15 protein-coding genes, 2 tRNA genes, 1 rRNA gene and 1 pseudogene are annotated in these 16,952 nt (G+C 52.8%); 9 read left to right on the forward strand and 10 right to left on the reverse strand.

Translation table 11 applies throughout. The features are described 5' to 3' along the window. Nucleotides 1-476 precede the first annotated feature (476 nt). On the forward strand, nucleotides 477-1,217 hold the full coding sequence (dpaA, locus tag ACH1XZ_RS20870; protein WP_395597007.1) for a peptidoglycan meso-diaminopimelic acid protein amidase: 741 nt from the start codon (nucleotides 477-479) through the stop codon (nucleotides 1,215-1,217). On the opposite strand, the gene ACH1XZ_RS20875 is transcribed toward dpaA, so the two are convergent. Both ACH1XZ_RS20875 and lpcA read right to left on the reverse strand, forming a co-directional pair. Further along, nucleotides 1,188-1,955 carry a class II glutamine amidotransferase gene (locus tag ACH1XZ_RS20875; RefSeq protein WP_185669675.1) on the reverse strand — a complete coding sequence of 256 codons (768 nt, stop codon included), beginning with the start codon at nucleotides 1,953-1,955 and terminating at the stop codon, nucleotides 1,188-1,190. The two genes, dpaA and ACH1XZ_RS20875, sit on opposite strands and share 30 nt — an antisense overlap. Nucleotides 1,956-1,996: 41 nt before the next feature. Beyond that, nucleotides 1,997-2,578, reverse strand: a complete 582-nt coding sequence (gene lpcA, locus ACH1XZ_RS20880) for a D-sedoheptulose 7-phosphate isomerase (protein WP_395597008.1) — start codon at nucleotides 2,576-2,578, stop codon at nucleotides 1,997-1,999. Between the two features lie 238 nt (nucleotides 2,579-2,816). On the opposite strand from lpcA, the gene fadE reads away from it, so the two are divergent. The 4 genes from fadE to ACH1XZ_RS20900 all read left to right on the forward strand — a co-directional run bounded on the left by fadE (nucleotide 2,817) and on the right by ACH1XZ_RS20900 (nucleotide 8,015). Then, nucleotides 2,817-5,261, forward strand: coding sequence for an acyl-CoA dehydrogenase FadE (gene fadE, locus ACH1XZ_RS20885; protein ID WP_395597009.1), 2,445 nt, complete (start codon nucleotides 2,817-2,819; stop codon nucleotides 5,259-5,261). Nucleotides 5,262-5,392: 131 nt separating this feature from the next. Beyond that, nucleotides 5,393-6,163, forward strand: coding sequence for an amidohydrolase (locus ACH1XZ_RS20890; protein ID WP_395597010.1), 771 nt, complete (start codon nucleotides 5,393-5,395; stop codon nucleotides 6,161-6,163). Nucleotides 6,164-6,461: 298 nt separating this feature from the next. Next, complete coding sequence (locus tag ACH1XZ_RS20895) at nucleotides 6,462-7,571, forward strand: AI-2E family transporter (RefSeq protein WP_395597011.1); 1,110 nt, start codon at nucleotides 6,462-6,464, stop codon at nucleotides 7,569-7,571. A 24-nt stretch (nucleotides 7,572-7,595) separates the two neighbouring features. Next, complete coding sequence (locus ACH1XZ_RS20900; protein ID WP_395597012.1) at nucleotides 7,596-8,015, forward strand: ion channel; 420 nt, start codon at nucleotides 7,596-7,598, stop codon at nucleotides 8,013-8,015. A 61-nt stretch (nucleotides 8,016-8,076) separates the two neighbouring features. On the opposite strand, the gene ACH1XZ_RS20905 is transcribed toward ACH1XZ_RS20900, so the two are convergent. Then, a tRNA-Asp gene (locus ACH1XZ_RS20905) sits at nucleotides 8,077-8,153 on the reverse strand. Between the two features lie 130 nt (nucleotides 8,154-8,283). Continuing rightward, complete coding sequence (gene dnaQ, locus ACH1XZ_RS20910) at nucleotides 8,284-9,012, reverse strand: DNA polymerase III subunit epsilon (RefSeq protein WP_395597013.1); 729 nt, start codon at nucleotides 9,010-9,012, stop codon at nucleotides 8,284-8,286. On the opposite strand from dnaQ, the pseudogene rnhA reads away from it, so the two are divergent. Further along, nucleotides 8,966-9,543: pseudogene (rnhA, locus tag ACH1XZ_RS20915) on the forward strand (ribonuclease HI). The gene dnaQ and the pseudogene rnhA overlap by 47 nt on opposite strands. On the opposite strand, the gene ACH1XZ_RS20920 reads toward rnhA, so the two are convergent. After that, on the reverse strand, nucleotides 9,540-10,262 hold the full coding sequence (locus ACH1XZ_RS20920; protein WP_395597014.1) for a class I SAM-dependent methyltransferase: 723 nt from the start codon (nucleotides 10,260-10,262) through the stop codon (nucleotides 9,540-9,542). The pseudogene rnhA and the gene ACH1XZ_RS20920 overlap by 4 nt on opposite strands. A 33-nt stretch (nucleotides 10,263-10,295) precedes the next feature. On the opposite strand from ACH1XZ_RS20920, the gene gloB reads away from it, so the two are divergent. After that, nucleotides 10,296-11,051: a hydroxyacylglutathione hydrolase gene (gene gloB, locus ACH1XZ_RS20925; protein WP_395597015.1), complete on the forward strand. Its 756-nt coding sequence runs from the start codon at nucleotides 10,296-10,298 to the stop codon at nucleotides 11,049-11,051. Nucleotides 11,052-11,122: 71 nt separating this feature from the next. Beyond that, nucleotides 11,123-12,484, forward strand: a complete 1,362-nt coding sequence (gene mltD / locus ACH1XZ_RS20930; RefSeq protein ID WP_395597016.1) for a murein transglycosylase D — start codon at nucleotides 11,123-11,125, stop codon at nucleotides 12,482-12,484. 58 nt (nucleotides 12,485-12,542) lie between these two features. On the opposite strand, the gene ACH1XZ_RS20935 is transcribed toward mltD, so the two are convergent. Both ACH1XZ_RS20935 and ACH1XZ_RS20940 read right to left on the reverse strand, forming a co-directional pair. Continuing rightward, nucleotides 12,543-13,337 (reverse strand): endonuclease/exonuclease/phosphatase family protein, encoded by a 795-nt coding sequence (locus ACH1XZ_RS20935; RefSeq protein WP_035894471.1) that lies wholly within the window; start codon nucleotides 13,335-13,337, stop codon nucleotides 12,543-12,545. A gap of 141 nt (nucleotides 13,338-13,478) precedes the next feature. Further along, nucleotides 13,479-14,654 carry an MFS transporter gene (locus ACH1XZ_RS20940; RefSeq protein WP_395597017.1) on the reverse strand — a complete coding sequence of 392 codons (1,176 nt, stop codon included), beginning with the start codon at nucleotides 14,652-14,654 and terminating at the stop codon, nucleotides 13,479-13,481. 104 nt (nucleotides 14,655-14,758) lie between these two features. On the opposite strand from ACH1XZ_RS20940, the gene yafC reads away from it, so the two are divergent. Beyond that, nucleotides 14,759-15,652, forward strand: coding sequence for a DNA-binding transcriptional regulator YafC (yafC, locus tag ACH1XZ_RS20945; protein WP_395597018.1), 894 nt, complete (start codon nucleotides 14,759-14,761; stop codon nucleotides 15,650-15,652). A gap of 108 nt (nucleotides 15,653-15,760) precedes the next feature. Here yafC and dkgB read toward each other — a convergent pair whose 3' ends face one another. The 3 genes from dkgB to rrf all read right to left on the reverse strand — a co-directional run. Continuing rightward, nucleotides 15,761-16,564 carry a 2,5-didehydrogluconate reductase DkgB gene (gene dkgB, locus ACH1XZ_RS20950; protein WP_395597019.1) on the reverse strand — a complete coding sequence of 268 codons (804 nt, stop codon included), beginning with the start codon at nucleotides 16,562-16,564 and terminating at the stop codon, nucleotides 15,761-15,763. 166 nt (nucleotides 16,565-16,730) lie between these two features. Continuing rightward, nucleotides 16,731-16,807, reverse strand: a tRNA-Asp gene (locus ACH1XZ_RS20955). A gap of 55 nt (nucleotides 16,808-16,862) precedes the next feature. Next, nucleotides 16,863-16,952: ribosomal RNA gene (gene rrf, locus ACH1XZ_RS20960) — 5S ribosomal RNA — on the reverse strand; the annotation flags it as partial.

The raw sequence follows: 16,952 nt of genomic DNA on the forward strand, positions 1-16,952 counted from the left end.
AAACCTGAAACCCAATGACCATCCGTGATTGGGCATATGAGAGATTGAAGCATCCTTTCTTACGCTGTTTTGAGAGTTAATACATTCACCATTCAAATGGGAATCCGTTTACCCAATCTTTTCTAGAATGATTCAGTAACGAAAGTTTACCATTTTCTCTTTCTTCGATGCAGCAGTTCTGCTTTTGAAGCCGCTAAATTGCGAGCCGATACGCAAAGTGAACGTGTTTCAGATAAAGATAGCTAGTGAATCATCGGCTTATCCTACACTCTCTGTAGCTAATGCTGCCTGGCAGGGAAACAGCACAACGCACCGGGTTCAGGCGAGAATGCATTATGAAATGGTAAACGCTTACCATCCCTCTTGCGAAAAAATGCGGTGGTGCTAAGGTGAGCGCACAAAAAACAGATTTGTCTGCTTTTTTCTCTCTGTTGCCTTCCTGGCATGTTGTTATCTTTTATCAAGGAACAAGTAGTATGCGCAAAATCGCATTTGTTATTGCGATGCTTTTGATGCCGTGCGTTTCGTTTGCTGGGTTATTAAGCAGCAACACGCCAACGACGCCTGTCAGCAAAGAATATAAGCAGCAAATGATGGGCTCGCCGGTTTACATCCAAATCTTCAAAGAAGAGCGCACGCTCGATCTCTTCGTCAAGATGGGTGAGACCTACCAACTCCTCGATAGCTATAAGATCTGCAACTACTCAGGCGGCCTGGGGCCGAAGCAGCGTCAGGGCGACTTTAAAAGTCCTGAAGGGTTTTATTCGGTGCAGCGCAGCCAGTTGAAGCCGGATAGTCGCTTCTATAAAGCGATTAATATTGGTTTCCCGAATGCCTATGACCGTTCTCACGGTTATGAAGGGAAATACCTGATGATTCACGGTGCATGTGTGTCGATTGGCTGCTATGCCATGACCGACTCCGGTATTGATGAGATCTTCCAGTTCGTGACCGCGGCGTTAGTCTTCGGTCAGTCGAGCGTTGAAGTCAGCATCTATCCGTTCCGCATGACAGACGCCAACATGCAGCGTCATAAATATTCCTACTACAACGATTTTTGGCAGCAGTTGAAGCCGGGCTACGACTACTTCCAGCAGACGCATAAGCCGCCGATGGTGTCGGTCGTTGATGGGCGTTATGTGGTAAGCAAGCCGCTGAGCCACGAAGTGGTTCAGCCGCAGCTGGCCTCAAACTATACGCTCCCCGAGACAAAATAAGCGCCATTCGCCTGGCATAACCTTGTGCCAGGTTTCATTCCCCGTCAGCGGTTGGGTTGCTATTACAGTCACCACATCGTTGGCGGTGGTCTCTTGCTGAAAATCAATTTCCACGTCTCTATCCAGAAGCTTCGCCACACCAAACGGCGCACGGCGGGTTATCCAGTACAGGTTGGTTGAGCAGAACGCCATAACGTAACGGCCATCTGACAGCAGCATGTTAAACACGCCCTTTTCGCGCAGTTCATCCGCCAGCGAGGCGATGTATTTAAAGACCGCCTGCATATTGCCCGGCGTGCGTGGATAGCGCTCGGTGAGCTTGTGCAACAACCAGCAGAAGGCTTTTTCACTGTCGGTTTCCCCGACCGGGCGGAACTGCCCCGTCTCCAGTGATTTATAGCCGGTAAGCTGCCCGTTGTGGGCGTAGGTCCAGTTGCGCCCCCAGAGTTCGCGGGTAAACGGGTGGGTATTCTCCAGCGCCACCATTCCGCGATTCGCCTGGCGAATATGCGCAATGACGGAGCAGGACTTAATGGGATAGTCCTGCACCAGTTTCGCGATAGGAGATTGATAGCTCGGCTGCGGATCTTTGAACGTGCGACAGCCTTTGCCTTCGTAGAAGGTAATTCCCCAGCCGTCTTTATGCGGCCCGGTGCCTCCACCGCGCTGGACCAGCCCGGTAAAACTGAAGCAGATATCGGTTGGCACATTGGCGCTCATCCCGAGCAGTTCGCACATATCACACCCCCACAGCAATCGGGGCCGGAGCCCCGTGAAACTTAAGCTTTAGCCATCTCTTTTTCGATCAGCATAATCAGGATATGAATCACTTTAATGTGAATTTCCTGAACGCGGTCAGCGTAGCCAAAGTGCGGTACGCGAATTTCGATGTCCGCGGAGCCCGCCATTTTGCCACCGTCTTTACCGGTCAGCGTAATCACTTTCATCCCTTGCGCACGAGCCGCTTCAATCGCTTTGATCACGTTAGCGGAGTTACCCGAGGTAGAGATACCCAGCAGCACGTCACCCGCACGACCCACGGATTCCACGTAACGAGAGAACACATATTCATAACCGAAATCATTACTCACGCAGGAGAGATGGCTGACGTCGGAAATCGCAATCGCCGGGTAGCCCGGGCGGTTTTCACGATAGCGGCCCGTCAGCTCTTCTGCGAAGTGCATCGCATCGCAATGAGAACCACCGTTGCCGCAGGAGAGCACTTTACCGCCGGCTTTGAAGCTGTCTGCCAGCAGGACTGCTGCGCGCTGAATGGCATGGATGTTGGCTTCATCCTTGAGGAAGTTTGCCAGCGTATCGGCCGCTTCATTCAGTTCGTTACGAATAAGATCCTGGTACATGAGGATAATCCTTCAGCATTAATAAAATTGTCATCGCTAGTGTACCGGATAGCGCCAGCCCAGAGAAGCAAGCACGAATCTATTCACCAGATGTTTGGATTTTTAGTGCGCTAAAAAGAAGCAACAATGTGAGCGAGGTTGTAATTATTTTGTAAACACATTGCTAAATAAAAACGGTTCAACTACAACCATATCATCACAAGTGGTCAGACCTCCTACAAGACAGGGGCATTTCTCTATGATGATTTTGAGTATTGTTTTAACCATTGCCGTACTCGGTGCACTCTTCTACCACCGCATTAGCTTGACGCTCGGCAGCGTCATTCTGCTGGCCTGGACCGCCGCTCTCGGCGCGATTGGCCTGTGGAACCTGTGGCTGCTGGTGCCGCTGGCCATCATCCTGGTGCCGTTCAACTTTACGCCGATGCGTAAAGCGCTGATCTCAACGCCGGTATTCCGCATGTTCAGCAAAGTGATGCCGCCGATGTCGCGCACTGAGAAAGAAGCGATTGATGCCGGTACCACCTGGTGGGAAGGCGATCTGTTCCGCGGCAACCCGGACTGGAAAAAGCTGCACAACTACCCGCGTCCACAGTTGACCGCCGAAGAGCAGGCCTTTATTGATGGCCCGGTTGAAGAAGCGTGCCGCATGGCTAACGACTTTGCTATCACTCACGAGATGGCTGACCTGCCGCCAGAGCTGTGGGCCTACCTGAAAGAACACCGCTTCTTCGCGATGATCATTAAGAAAGAGTACGGTGGTCTGGAGTTCTCCGCTTATGCGCAGGCTCGCGTGCTGCAAAAACTTTCAGGCGTTTCCGGCATTCTGGCAATTACCGTCGGCGTGCCTAACTCTTTAGGCCCGGGCGAGCTGCTGCAACACTACGGTACTGAAGAGCAGAAAGATCATTATCTGCCGCGCCTGGCGCGTGGTCAGGAAATCCCATGCTTCGCGCTGACCAGCCCAGAGGCGGGCTCTGATGCCGGTGCGATTCCGGATACCGGCGTCGTCTGTATGGGCGAATGGCAGGGTGAGCAGGTTCTGGGTATGCGTTTAACCTGGAACAAGCGTTACATCACTCTCGCTCCGATTGCGACCGTACTGGGCCTGGCTTTCAAGCTGTCTGACCCGGAAAAACTGCTGGGCGGGGCGGAAGATTTAGGCATCACCTGTGCGCTGATCCCAACCAACACCCCAGGCGTTGAAATTGGTCGTCGCCACTTCCCGCTGAACGTTCCGTTCCAGAACGGTCCGACGCGTGGTCAGGATATCTTCGTACCGATCGACTACATCATCGGCGGGCCGAAAATGGCCGGTCAGGGCTGGCGTATGCTGGTTGAATGTCTGTCGGTGGGACGCGGGATTACCCTGCCATCCAACTCGACCGGCGGCGTGAAATCCGTTGCGCTGGCAACCGGTGCCTACGCGCATATTCGCCGTCAGTTCAAAGTGTCGATTGGTAAAATGGAAGGGATTGAAGAGCCATTAGCGCGCATCGCAGGCAACGCCTACGTGATGGACGCAGCGGCAACGTTAATTACCTACGGTATTATGCTCGGTGAAAAACCCGCGGTACTGTCGGCTATCGTGAAGTACCACTGTACCCACCGCGGCCAGCAGTCCATCGTTGACGCCATGGATATCGCCGGTGGGAAAGGCATTATGCTCGGTGAAGGTAACTTCCTGGCACGTGCTTATCAGGGTGCACCTATCGCCATTACCGTTGAAGGCGCAAACATTCTGACGCGTAGCATGATGATCTTCGGTCAAGGCGCTATTCGTTGCCATCCATACGTGCTGGAAGAGATGGCCGCGGCGCAGAACAAAGATGCCGATGCGTTCGATAAACTGCTGTTTAAACACATCGGCCATGTCGGCAGCAACAAAGTACGCAGCTTCTGGTTGGGGATCACCCGCGGCTTAACCAGCCCAACGCCAACCCGCGATGCAACCAAACGTTACTATCAGCACCTGAACCGTCTGAGCGCCAACCTGGCGTTGCTGTCGGACGTTTCTATGGCCGTTCTGGGCGGCAGCCTGAAGCGTCGTGAGCGCATCTCCGCCCGTCTGGGTGATGTGTTGAGCCAGCTGTACCTCGCCTCTTCCGTCCTGAAACGCTATGACGATGAAGGGCGTAACGAAGCAGATTTATCACTGGTACACTGGGGCGTTCAGGATGCGCTGCATCAGGCTGAGCAGGCCATTGACGACCTGCTGAAGAACTTCCCGAACCGCTTTGTCGCAGGGGCAATGCGCGTGGTTATCTTCCCGACCGGTCGTCATTACAATGCGCCGTCCGATAAGCTCGACCACAGCGTAGCGAAAATTCTGCAGACACCAAGCGCCACCCGTTCCCGTATCGGCCGTGGTCAGTATCTGACCCCGAGCGAGCACAACCCGGTTGGCTTGCTGGAAGAAGCGCTGGTTGACGTCATGGCAGCCGATCCTATCCACCAGCGCATCTGCAAAGAAATTGGCAAGAACCTGCCGTTTACCCGCCTGGATGAGCTGGCGCGTAATGCACTGGCTAAGGGACTGATTAATCAGGAAGAAGCGGCCATTCTGACCAAAGCAGAAGTCAGCCGACTGCGCAGCATCAACGTTGACGACTTTGCACCAGACGAGCTGGCGACCAAGCCGGTAAAGCTGCCGGACAACGTGCGCAAGGTTGAAGCCGCGTAACGTTTTTGAATCGTTATCCTCAAAGCGGAGCCTGGCTCCGCTTTTTTTTATGCAAACTGTCCTCAGCAAAGCAGCAGCCTGATAAGGTGTTACAGTTAGGTCTACGTCCTGCAACAGAGGAGTACATCACCATGTCTGGCTTGAAGATTACCCTTTTACAACAACCCCTCGTGTGGATGGACGGCCCCGCGAATCTGCGCCACTTTGCGCGACAGATGGAAGGCATTACCGGGCGTGATGTGATAGTCCTGCCGGAGATGTTTACCACCGGCTTTGCGATGGAAGCCGCTGAACAGTCGTTATCAGAAGATAAGGTCGTGGCGTGGATGCGAGAGCAAGCCACGCGTACTAATGCGCTGGTTTGCGGGAGTGCTGCGCTGCAAACTGGTCTTGGCGCGGTGAATCGTTTTCTGCTCGTTGAGCCAGAAGGCCGCGTCCACCGCTATGATAAACGCCACTTGTTCCGCATGGTGGATGAACATCATCACTACGTTGCGGGTCATCAACGCCTCGTGTTGACGTGGCGCGGCTGGCGTATTCTGCCGCTGGTCTGCTATGACCTGCGTTTCCCGGTATGGTCTCGTAATCGGAACGATTACGATCTGGCGCTTTACGTCGCGAACTGGCCTGCTCCACGTTCCGTACACTGGCAGACGCTGCTGGCCGCTCGGGCAATTGAAAATCAGGCCTATGTTGCAGGATGCAACCGCGTCGGCACCGATGGCAATGGTCATCACTATCGTGGCGACAGCCGGATTCTTACGCCACAGGGTGAGATTCTGGCCACCGCGGAACCGCATCAGGCGATTCGTATCGACGGCGAGCTTTCGATGCTCCAGCTTCAGGAGTATCGAGAAAAGTTTCCTGCCTGGCAGGATGCCGATCCCTTTGCTCTTGGCTAACCCCCTACCTTCCCGGCCTGAATTGTTTCAGGCCGCTATCATCATAATTACTTATTATATTTCAATACGATTCCAGATTCGTTTTCAGACTAATAAAGGTATTGAACAACACTCAACCGGGTGTTTTTAATATTTACTAATTCCCCCTTCTTTCTGTTCTACACTCATAAAGTGGATAAAATTCAACACCAATGAGCGTTTGTAGTACATAAGATCCAGCGATGACTTTTCTCTTTTGGCTTGCTTTGCACATCAGGTCGGGATGTTTGCGTCTGCAATATCAACTGGAACAACAATCATGGAAAATAACGATCTTCTCATTGTTGAAAAAAGGCTGGTTGCCCGATTGATGGATATGTTCATACGGTTTGGACTTATCCTGGCATTAGCCTCTTTCTGCTTTACCGTTTTTTCACCCTTTCTGAATATGATGCTGTGGGCCATCATTCTGGCCGTGACGCTCTATCCGCTTCAGCAAAAATTCGTAGTCGGCCTTGGGGGTAAACGGGGATGGGCCTCAACGCTGTTGGTATTGTTAGGCATCCTGCTTATTGTCTCCCCGACAATACTGATGATTAGCTCTCTGGGGGAAAGTATTAGCGGCCTGATTAGCCGATTTGGTCATGAAAATCTGGTCATCCCACCGCCGCCAGACAATATCGCTTCGCTGCCCATTATCGGCGGTAAACTCCATGCGCTATGGCTAAAAATTTCCTCAGACTTACCGGGCGTTATCAGTACTTACCGTACGCAGCTCGCTGAGGTTACCGGGCTGGTATTGAGCTTTCTTGCCAGTATGGGCGGCGGAATTTTAGGCTTTGTCGTCTCCTTTATTGTGGCAGGTGTCATTATGGCCTGGGGAGAGGCAGGGGCAGTCAGCGCCAGACGTATCGCCATACGCATAACCGATGAACAGAAAGGCACCTCACTCACCCGACTTTGTACCAGCACCATACGTGCTGTGGCTCTGGGCGTGATTGGCGTTGCGCTTATTCAGGCGTTGCTGGCAGGGATCATCATGGTGCTCGCCGGTATACCCGCCGTTGGTATTTTCTTTATTCTGGCGCTCATTCTCGGGATAGCTCAGATCCCCGTCATCCTGGTCACCGCACCAGCTATTGCTATTATGTGGTGCTTTGGCGATCACGGTATGGGGTTCAATATCCTCTTTACCGTGCTGCTGCTGGTCGCCGGGATGGTCGATAACGTCCTCAAACCCCTCATGCTTGGTCGTGGTGTGGATGCGCCCATGCCGGTCGTGCTGATTGGCGCACTCGGCGGCATGGCCGCCAGCGGCATTCTCGGCATGTTTATCGGCGCCACTCTGCTCTCTATTGGCTATCGTATTTTTATGGCATGGGTTAATGATGGCCTGGCAAACTCAACGAGCAACAGCGATGTGCCCTGATGGCAGCGTGCGGAGAGTAACATCATGCTGCTGTCATTTCTGATGGGAATGCCGGTCATACTGTGCAATATGCTATTGCAGTCTATCGCGTCCATCTGGGCAATCCGCTTTTATATCAATCGTTTCCAGAGGAAAGATGGGGTCATCGCTGGCGTGCTGGCACTGTTCGGGATTATCACTATCGTACTGATTGGTAATTTGCTGCAGATACTTCTGTGGGGCATGCTTTTTTTATGTCTGGGCGAGTTTGCGACACTGGCCGATGCGGTATATCACTCAAGCGTGAATTTCGCGACATTGGGCTATGGCGACATTGTGATGAGTGCAAAATGGAAGCTGCTGGGTCCACTGGAGGCGGTGAACGGTGCAATGATGATTGGATTGTCCGGAGCCTGTATGCTCGCGGTGCTGCAACAGCATATTCGTAAACAGATCGGGCTGTAAAATTAGCCCCGCCCAGAAACGACGAAAGCCCGAATCATTTCTGATTCGGGCTCTCTGAAAGTGGCGGAACGGACGGGACTCGAACCCGCGACCCCCTGCGTGACAGGCAGGTATTCTAACCGACTGAACTACCGCTCCGCTGTGTTCCCTTGGGAACGAGGCGAATATTACGGATTCCCCAGCAACCCGTCAACGCTTTTTCTCTGCTTTTGAATCGTTTGCTGCAAAAATCACCCGCAAGGCTATTTTCACAGCAAAAACAGCCATTTTACGAACGCCAGAGGCAGCTCCCGCCCTTTTTCTGCACCAGGTCGAGGCGCGATTCATGATTCGCCAACTCTTCATCAGTGGCATAAACCACACGCAATTTGCTCGCCGCGCGAACAACGCGCTGAATACCGGTATCTCCCGTCTGCTGTTGCTCACCTTCCATCGAGAATTTAATGGAGGTTTGCCCACCGGTCATGGTCAGATAAACATCCGCCAGGATTTGGGCATCGAGCAATGCGCCGTGCAGCGTACGCTTGGTGTTATCTATCTCATAGCGCGAGCAGAGTGCATCAAGGCTGTTACGCTTGCCGGGAAACATCTTCCTCGCCAGCGCCAGGCTATCGGTGACTTTACAGAAGGTATTGGTTTTTGGAATACCTCGGTTGAGCTTACTAAACTCATAGTCCATAAAGCCGATATCGAACGAGGCGTTATGGATGACCAGCTCCGCACCGCGGATGTAGTCCATAAACTCATCGGCTACGTCAGCAAAGGTCGGTTTATCCAGCAAAAATTCATCGGCGATACCATGAACACCGAACGCTTCGGGATCCACCAGCCGATCGGGTTTGAGGTAAACGTGGAAGTTGTTGCCGGTTAAACGACGGTTTATCACCTCGACGGCACCGATCTCAATGATCTTGTGGCCTTCATAGTGGGCACCGATCTGATTCATACCGGTGGTTTCGGTATCCAGAACGATCTGTCGTGTAATTGCAGTGCTCATATCAGTCATTTATGTCAGACTTGCCGTTTAACTTTGATTGCAGATACAGGAAGTCTACCAGAGATGCTTAAACAGGTAGAAATTTTCACCGATGGCTCTTGCCTCGGTAACCCAGGTCCGGGTGGTTATGGCGCCATTCTACGCTATCAGCAGCGGGAAAAAACCTTCAGCGAAGGCTACCGTCTGACGACCAATAACCGCATGGAAATGATGGCGGCCATCGTCGCGCTTGAAGCGCTCAAAGAGCCATGCACCGTGGTGCTGAGCACCGATAGCCAGTATGTTCGCCAGGGGATCACCCAATGGATCCACAACTGGAAAAAGCGCGGGTGGAAAACGGCGGATAAAAAGCCGGTGAAAAACGTCGATCTGTGGAAGCGCCTGGACACGGCGCTCGGCAAGCATGAAATTCGTTGGGAATGGGTTAAAGGCCACGCCGGCCACCCGGAAAACGAACGTTGCGATGAGCTGGCACGTACGGCGGCCAACTCACCCACGCACGACGATGTTGGGTATCAGCCGGAAGCTTAAGCGTCCGGTTTACGATACTGCCGCGTCGCGCCTACGGCCTGCTGAATGCGGTTTTTGGCTTTATTCTGCCGCATCGGGTTAAGCGTAAGTGGAAACGTCCGCTTGCGCGCCACAATCACCTGCAGACACCCCAGCGCCGGTAAATGCGTGCTAAGCAGCGCCCCGCCCTGTTTCGCCCAAGGGAGCACCTGGAACCGGCTTTGGTGCATCACTTCGAAATTCAGTAGCGCCAGCCAATCCAGTTGGCGCATCAGGGTAAACATCCGGCTATTGTAGGGCGTCGATTTACGCAGTACCGGAACCAGTTTACGCAGCCCCATCAGGCTCATCGGGTTAAAGCTGGTGATAATCAGCCAGCCATCGTCAATTAACACACGATCGGCTTCCCGCAACAGGCGATGAGGATCGCTGCACCAGGGCAGCGTGTGCGACAGCAGGCAGGCATCTACGGATTTCTCTGCAAATGGCAAATGTAGCGGATCCGCTTTCACCTGCATCGGGTTGCCTTCCAGCGAAATATTAACCTGATGAGAGATAGCACAGGCTTCAGTATTGATCTCCGCACTGAGGTTTCCCACCTTGAGCAGGTGAAAACCATACAGTTTTCCCAGCCAGGGTTTCAGTTGACGATCGATAGCCTCGCGATAATATTCACCCCAGGGCATTTGCGCCCACGAGACAGGCGCCGAGACTGTTTGAGGTATCCTTGCCGGTTTCATCACAACCTTCCCTACGCGTTTAAGAGGTAACAAATGAATCTTAACAGTATTCCAGCCTTTCAGGACAACTACATCTGGGTTCTTAATGATGAAACCGGCCGTTGTTTAATAGTCGATCCGGGGGATGCCGCGCCGGTACTTGAGGCAATCAAGGCAAACAACTGGCACCCTGAGGCGATCCTTTTAACACATCACCACAACGATCACGCTGGCGGCGTTGCCGAACTCGTTAGGTCTTATCCGAATATTGACGTTTATGGCCCTGAAGAGACTCACAACAAAGGGGCAACAAAAATTGTGGCTGACGGCGATCACATTCACATCCTCAACCAGGATTTTCACGTTCTCGCCACGCCGGGCCACACTTTAGGACATATCTGTTTCTACAGCGCCCCATGGCTTTTTTGCGGAGACACTCTGTTTTCCGGGGGCTGCGGCCGTCTTTTCGAAGGCACGCCAACCCAGATGTACCAGTCGTTGCAGAGCATTAACACTTTGCCTGAAGAGACGCTAATTTGTTGCGCACATGAGTACACGCTCTCCAATATGAAGTTTGCGCTGAGCGTTTTACCGCATGATTTGTTCATTAACGAATACTATCGAGAAGTGAAGGAGTTACGCGCGAAAAAGCAAATGACACTCCCCACAACTCTGAAAAAAGAGCGTCAGATTAATCTCTTTTTAAGAACGGATGATATTGATTTAATTAATGAAATAAACAAAGAAACAAAATTGCTACAATCTGAGCAGCGTTTTGCATGGTTACGGTCAAAGAAAGATAACTTCTGATACTTCCGGGTTGCGTTTTCGAAAGTTCGTCGTTATTATCGGTCGTCTTTTAAGCAACTATTGACACACACATGAAGGCAAAAGCGATATTACTCGCCTCTGTCCTGCTCGTGGGTTGCCAGGCTTCACAGCAAGGTAATGTCCAACAGCACGCACAGAGCCTTTCTGCGGCTAGTCAAGGGGAAGCAGGTAAGTTCGCAAGTCAGGCACGTTGGATGGACGATGGGACATTCGACATGCAGGACCAGGATTTGTGGGCTTACATTGGCGACGAGCTAAAGATGGGAATCCCGGATAACGCCCGGGTTCGCGAACAGAAACAGAAGTACTTACGAAATAAGAGCTATCTCCACGATGTAACTTTACGGGCAGAGCCGTATATGTACTGGATAGCCGGGCAAGTTAAGAAACGTAACATGCCGATGGAACTGGTATTACTACCCATAGTGGAGAGCGCTTTTGACCCGCACGCAACGTCTGGCGCCAATGCCGCAGGCATTTGGCAGATCATTCCGAGCACAGGGCGAAATTACGGTCTGAAACAGACCCGCAGTTATGACGCACGTCGTGACGTCGTTGCTTCCACAACGGCAGCACTGGATATGATGCAGCGCCTGAACAAAATGTTCGATGGCGACTGGTTATTAACCGTGGCAGCGTATAACAGCGGTGAAGGCCGTGTAATGAAAGCAATGAAGGTGAACAAGGCCCGTGGTAAACCCACCGACTTCTGGTCACTGCCGTTGCCTCAGGAAACAAAATTATACGTACCTAAGATGCTGGCCTTGAGCGACATCCTCAAGAACAGCAAACGCTACGGCGTTCGTCTGCCTACTGCAGATGAAAGTCGTGCACTGGCGCGCGTACGCATTGATAGTCCGGTAGAGATCTCGCAGCTGGCTGATATGGCAGGAATGCCCGTTAGCAAGTTGAAGACATTTAACGCGGGTGTCAAAGGCTCTACGCTTGGCGCAAGCGGTCCGAAGTACGTGATGGTGCCACAGAAACATGCGGATCAGCTGCGTGAGTCCCTGGCCTCCGGTGAGATTGCCGACCTCCAGCCTACGCTGGTTGCCGACAACACACCGATGGCCAGCCGCAGCTATAAAGTACGTTCAGGTGACACGCTGTCAGGCATCGCCTCACGTTTAGGCGTGAATACCAAAGATCTGCAGCAGTGGAACAACCTGCGTGGCAGCAGTCTGAAAGTCGGTCAGAGCTTAACGGTAGGTGCGGGCAGCAGCGCTGCGCGTCTTGCCGATAACAGCAGTATTACGTACCGCGTACGCAAAGGTGATTCGCTTTCGAGCATTGCCAAGCGACACGGCGTGAACATCAAAGATGTGATGCGCTGGAATAGCGATACGGCTAATCTGCAACCTGGCGATCAGCTGACGCTGTTTGTGAAAAACAGCGATCGTCCTGACTCCTGACAGGCAACCATTAAAAAAGGCACCGTTTCCCCCGGTGCCTTTTTTTATTTCCTTCGCCCTATTTTCCCGGGCTAAATTCCACAATCAGCGGATTATGATCGGATGCGCGGGTAACCAGAACAGAGGCATCAGCCACGCTTAGCCCGCGATAGAACACAAAGTCTAACGGACGCCCAAACGCGCGGCGGCGCTGGTCATCATCAAAACGCACAGGACGCAGCGACATATCGCGCGCAAACCGATACAGCGCGTTCATCCGCGGACGACTCCAGGCGTTGAAATCTCCCGCCATAATCACCGGGCCAGTGTGCTGGGCAATCTGTTCACCAATAGGCATCAGCTGTTTACTGTAAACATCCACGCCAAGGCTAAAGTTAACCGCATGAATATTGACGACCATCAGCAGGCGCGCGTCGGGAAGTGGGTAAACGGTCACTAACGCCGATTTTGCTAACCGCAGTATCGGCTCACGTTCGCGCAATGGGCAACAGTAAATAGGATGGGCGGCGGACAACGTCATCACGCCTGAGGGGTGATGCGGCAACGCAAACGCGGGAACCTGATCGGCAGCAAGATAGTTAGTGGTCGCAAACTTCACCAGTTCAGGCGTCGTTTGCGCTTCCTGTAACAGAACCAGATGGGCATCTTTACCGAACTTATTCAACACCGACAACCATTCAGCCCGTTGTTGCTTAAAGATGTTCCACACCAGGATACGAATGTTCTCTTCCGTGCTTAACGGCTTACCCACCGAGAGTGCCTGGCTAATGCTGGTATAAGCGCCTGGAGGAGGCAGGATTCGCTCCGCTGGCTGTCCGGCAATATAGCGCATGGCGTAGGTATTTTTTCGCACTTTCTTTTATAACCTCAATAACGAAAGAACCCGCCTGATTCCAGGAAGGTTCTTCTGTTATAGGGGCTTTTGCCCACGGTTTCAACGCTATTTGTGATAAAGCTGCGTGAACTTCTGTAAGCGCTTGCTTACCCTTAATCCTTAGCCGAGTGCAACGCGTGCAGGCCTATCCAGCCGGCCGCTTAGGCCAGCCAGCAGCAGTGCACCCACCACAATCAGCGCGCCAATCCACGGCGTTTGCGCCAGACCATAATGCTCTACCGTTTGACCACCGACGACGGAACCAATCGCAATGCCGACATTAAAGGCGGCGATATTCAGACCGGAGGCAACATCGACCGCGGCCGGGGTGTACTGCTCAGCTTTCTGCACCACGTATACCTGTAAGCCCGGAACATTACCGAACGCAAAGACGCCCATCACAAGGATGGTGGCCAGCGCGGCGTACTGAATGGATACCGTGAACTGGAATACCAACAGTAGTGCAGCCAACGCCGCGAAGATAAACTTCAGTGCGGGTACGGCACCGTGTTTGTCGGCCAGTTTACCGCCCCAGATGTTCCCAATCGCTACCGCCACGCCATAGCCCAGCAGGATCCAGCTCACCGCACCTGGTGTAAAGCCAGCCAAGTCTTGCATCATCGGCGCCAGGAAGGTAAAGGCAGTAAAGACGCCGCCATAGCCTAACGCTGTAATGGCGTAAATCATCAGCAAGCGAGGGTGAGTCAGTACTTTCACCTGGTCTGCAAGACTTGCTGGCGCACGCCCTGGGATATTACGTGGTATCAGCACCGCGCTGGCAATCAGCGCAATCACGCCGAGCAGAGAAACGGCGAGGAAGGTTTCACGCCAGCCGAAGTGCTGACCAATGAACGTCCCCATCGGTACACCGGTCGCTAACGCAACGGTCAGACCACCGAACATAATAGCGATTGCCGATGCCGCCTTCTCTTTAGGCACCAGGCTAGTTGCAATCGTCGACCCAATGGAGAAGAAGACGCCGTGAGCCAGGCCGGTCAGCAAACGCGCGACGACAAGAGTGATATATCCAGGTGCCTGCCAGGCCAGCAGGTTACCGATGGTAAACAGCACCATCAGCGCCAGCAGCAGCTGTTTGCGCGGCAGTTTGCCCGTCAGCGCGGTCAGTACCGGCGCGCCGATGGCCACGCCCAGGGCATAAATAGAAACCAGCATCCCTGCGGAAGGCAGAGAGATGGCAAGCTGTTCAGCAATCGTCGGGACCAGACCGACAATCACAAATTCGGTTGTGCCAATTGCGAAGGCACTGATCGTTAAGGCTAGAAGCGCCAGCGGCATAATTTACTCCACATCATCAGTATTAAGATGACACGTAGTATGCCGGGGTGTTTAAATAACAAAAATATTCAAAATCTCAATATAATTTTGCTTCAGGTGCAATAATGAGAGCGACATCAGAAGAAATAGCCATTTTTGTGGCGGTAGTGGAAAGCGGCAGTTTCAGCCGTGCCGCTGAGCAGCTTGGACAGGCCAACTCGGCGGTAAGCCGGGCGGTGAAGAAGCTGGAGTCAAAGCTCGGCGTGAGCCTGCTTAACCGCACCACACGCCAGTTGAGCCTGACCGAAGAGGGAGAGCGTTATTTCCGCCGTATGCAGGTTGTGCTACAGGAGATGGCGGCTGCCGAGAACGAGCTGCTGGATACGCGTAACACGCCACGGGGCTTATTGCGCGTGGATGCCGCTACGCCGGTGATGCTGCACTTCCTGATGCCGCTCGTGAAGCCATTCCGCGAACGCTACCCGGAAATGACGCTTTCACTGGTCTCTTCCGAAACCTTTATCAATCTGATTGAGCGAAAGGTAGATGTCGCGATTCGCGCAGGTACCTTAACGGACTCCAGCCTGCGCGCACGTCCGCTGTTTAGCAGCTATAGGAAGATTATTGCCTCGCCGGAGTATATCGCTCGTCACGGCAAGCCAGAGAACGTCGTCGACCTCAAAGAGCATCTTTGCCTGGGCTTTACCGAACCGTCCTCACTGAATACCTGGCCTGTTTACTGCTGTGATGGCCAGTTTATGGAGATTAGCGGTGGGATTTCGTCAAACAGCGGTGAGACGCTTAAGCAGCTGTGTTTGCACGGTAACGGCATTGCCTGCTTGTCGGACTATATGGTGGATAAAGAGATTGCTAGCGGGGAGTTTGTTGAGCTGCTGGCTGATAAACGTCTGCCGGTAGAAATGCCGTTTAGCGCCGTATATTACAGTGACCGGGCGGTGAGTACGCGCATCAGGGCCTTTATTGATTTTCTTAGCGAGTATGTGAAAGGCAACCGGTAATGGAGAGTTCCCGGGGTCGGCGTAAACGCCTCGTCCGGGCTACCAGAGGGTTGCAGCCCGGCCGAGTTGCTTCAGCTACTTGAGGGTTGTAGCCCGCTTATCGCGTCATTAGTCCCACTCAGGCGCCAGTCCTTCCGGGCTGACCAGGCGGTCGTTGCAATCCAGGGCCGCAATTGCTTTTTTATCGTCAGCATCTAATTTCAGATCCAGCGCCAGCAGGTTGCTCGCCAGGTTTTCACGCTTAGTTGAAGATGGGATCACCGCATAGCCTTCACCCATTGCCCAGGCCAGGATAACCTGTGCTGGCGTCGCATTGTGTTTCTTCGCAATTTCACTAATCACTTCATCTTTCAGCGCCTTACCGTAGGCCAGCGTCATGTAAGAGGTGATGTGGATACCATGCTCTGCCGCCCAATCCACCACCTTACGGTTCTGCAGGTAAGGTGATAGTTCAATCTGGTTGGTCGTAATATTTTCAACGCCAACGGCAGCAATAGCGCGTTCCATCAGCGGAATAGTGAAGTTGGAGATACCAATCTGGCGCGTCAGGCCCTGCTGTTTTGCTTCCAGCAGCGCAGCCATGAATTCTTCAACCGCCACGGCGTCATTTGGGGATGGCCAGTGGATCAGCGTCAGGTCAACGTAGTCGGTGCGCAGCTTCTGCAAGCTCTCTTTGAGGCTAGCGATCATCTTGTCTTTGCTCAGGTTTTCGATCCAGATCTTGGTGGTGATGAACAGTTCATCACGTGCGACGCCACTTTCCGCAATCGCCTGACCAACGGCCGCTTCATTGTCGTAGATCTGTGCGGTATCGATGGTGCGGTAGCCCAGCTCAAGGGCAGTTTTAACGGAGGCGATAACAACGTCATCTTTCAGGCGGAAAGTGCCGAGGCCAAGTGCAGGGATTGTCATGATTTTCCTCTTTATTTATCAATATTGGTTAACGAAAATCATTATGACTAGTGAGAGAGTTGAGAAAAAGATCGTTAAATGCAGAGGATTTTTGCTAAAACAGCAATAATTATACGGCGGACAAAGAAAAAAGCCCTGAGCAATAATGCTCAGGGCTCTTAATAAGTGGCGGAACGGACGGGACTCGAACCCGCGACCCCCTGCGTGACAGGCAGGTATTCTAACCGACTGAACTACCGCTCCACCGAATTTCTTTGTCACTACCCGGATTATTCATCCCGGTTTACTGCAATTTGATGCCTGGCAGTTCCCTACTCTCGCATGGGGAGACCCCACACTACCATCGGCGCTACGGCGTTTCACTTCTGAGTTCGGCATGGGGTCAGGT

This window comes from Kluyvera chengduensis (assembly GCF_044197065.1).
In the GTDB taxonomy this organism is placed as follows: Bacteria; Pseudomonadota; Gammaproteobacteria; order Enterobacterales; family Enterobacteriaceae; genus Kluyvera; species Kluyvera ascorbata_C.